The 2,521-nt window shown below is 31.8% G+C and carries 1 protein-coding gene; it reads right to left on the bottom strand.

The annotated features are described in order from the left end of the window. Nucleotides 1-2,521: DUF5675 family protein (locus tag DMC01_RS12200; protein ID WP_185908939.1), on the bottom strand; the 2,521-nt coding region annotated here is incomplete at both ends.

Genomic DNA, 2,521 nt, shown 5'->3' with positions numbered 1-2,521 from the left:
ATATTCAGCTTTCAAAATATCCACCAAATGTTTTATTGAAACTTTTTGCTCTTGTGCTGCCTCTTCCCATTTTCCATTATATTGTGTATAATTAAGTCCAATCTTTATTTTTTTCTCTTTATCATTGTAGCATTTCCCAACTACCTCAATCCCTATACTATCATTATTTATAGGATACCTAGTTGGGTAAGATTTGCGTTTTTCTATACTAGCAATTTCTTTATATGTTTTATTTTTATACTTGCTATAATCTTTTGAATTTTTTCCATTTATTTCTATATCTCTTGCTTTAATATCCCCTATATGCCTTGTCCATTTATGCAAACTAGCACATTGATATATAGTGCCATCTTTATCGATTAAAAAATGCGTGCCTAATTCCTTGTTTAAAAAGCTATTGATAGCTTGCAAAGCACTTGTGCTATCTGTCCTATGCAACACAATGGCTTTGATTTGTTCTTTTGTTAGATTTCCTTGTTTAAGTTTTTCTTTTAACTGTTTTGTTTGATCTTCATAATTAAGCTTTTTCCAAATGTCTTTTGCTCTTTTAATTTTATCTACCCCATATACTTCCCAATGCAAATAGCCCTCATCATCTATGTAGTATTCTTTGTTTTTATGCAATGTATTAATGCTACTTGTGCTTTCAAATTCATTCTCCACCATAACCATCATATGCTCTGCTGTCTTGGGCATATTTTCAAATTTGTCTTTAAAGCCCTTGTCATTAAAGGTATTTTGCAAGGCTTTGATGATAGAAATCCCTCTTTCTAGCTCATTTTCTTTTCCTAGCTTTTCTTCTAAGAGCAAACAGCCCCTTGAATTTTTGGCATTTTTTCCACTATGAATTAAAATAGCCCTAGCTTGTAAAACATTGTCATTATATAATTTTAAAACCTTATTTTTATATGCTTGATTTGAGTTAGTATGCCAAGCTACATTATACCTGCCCTCAGGAATTCTTAGCTCCAAATTTGGCGTTATGCAATCAGGTCCAGGTCTTTCTAGCACATAAGCCTTGCTTGTTTTGATTTTCTTGCTGTTTTGAAATTCCCATTTTTTGCCATCTATATACATACTAAATTCCGCCTTTGTAGCTCTTGTACTTTGCAAGATACGTTTTATGTGTATGAGTATTCTTTTTTTATAGCTTATCTTTAAAGGAATGATTGAGCCCATATTAAGTTCTTTTAGGGTTTGAATGAGGCTTAAAAAGCTAGTGCCTAAATTTATATTGCCATATTCTAGATTAAATTCAAGCTCATTGATAGAAGCAATTTTTTTAACACAGTCTTTCGTTTCATAAAGCTCTAAAAAAGTAAGCTCATCGCTACTATTGAATTTTACAAAAAAATCCCCCTCTTTGACAACCTGCTTGTTTTTTTGTAAGGCTGTATCATAGTAAAAATTCTCAGTGTCGCTAAATTTTACACAAAGCCTATCTTGCATTTTAGCCTTGCTAGCCTTGCTGCTTCTTGCATCCCAGATACAAGGCTTGTTATTATGATAAAACAGTCTTTCGTTTTCATAAAGCCTTAAATGCTCGCCATCAAAAAACAAGGAAAATCTATTTTGAAGGATTTTAAGCTCAACGCAGTAAATTCTCTCCACTCTATTTTTTGTGTCTTTTGTTTTGTTTGTTTTTAAATTTATGGTATTTGCATACATTACCTCATTTGCATTGCCTATGTAAGCAAAGATGCGAATTCTTTTGGCATTTTTTCTTTCATTTAAGCTAAGCATTGAAAGCTTAAAATAGATATTTGTTCCTTGTTGATCTGTTATGAATTGAAGTTTTTTGGCTACTTGTTTGACATTTAGCCTTGTTTGTGTCTTGCTAGTTAATACCTGATAATACCACTGAATTTTATCTAAATCTTGTGGTGCGATTTTTTTATCCTCTAAAAGATTCCTTTGATAATAGCTTGTTTGCTTTGTGAATTCTTTTGTGTAGCTTTCATCTTTATCAAGATCATATGTGCCATTTTCATCCTTATCAAGCTCATACAAAAAGGCTTGAATTCTTAAAGCTTGTTTATCATCAATGCTATACACCTCATCTTGCCACTCATTAGCAAAGGATTCAAAGGAATTATCCATACTTGTATATTCACTGTTTGTTTTATATGCCTTTAATACACCTATGATGGTGTTTGATCCTTGTTTTTTATCAAAATAAACTGTTGCAAGATAGCTCTGATAATTATTAGGGCTTAGAATTTTCTTGGTAAGATCCTTTGTTTTTCTTTGCCTTGAATTTAATTCTTTTGCTAGATAATATGGGCTTTGCTTGTAATCATTGTCATTTATTAGCTCAATGTCAAAAAAATCCCCCCTCTCGCTTCGTAAAAGATCAAATCCCACCTCGCCCTTTGAATTTGTGAATTTAAGATAGCTTTTTTTAGAATCAATGTTAGTGAGTTTAATTTCTTTGTTCTTTAATGGCTTTGAGGAATCATAATCTTTGATGATGAGTTTAAAAGAAAATGTGTCGCTTGAGTGAGGGTTTAAAGGCTTGAAA

Source organism: Campylobacter troglodytis, from assembly GCF_006864425.1.
Classification (GTDB): domain Bacteria; phylum Campylobacterota; class Campylobacteria; order Campylobacterales; family Campylobacteraceae; genus Campylobacter_D; species Campylobacter_D troglodytis.
Note: the sequence above shows the minus strand (reverse complement) of the source record. Positions and strands in the feature narration are given on the sequence as shown.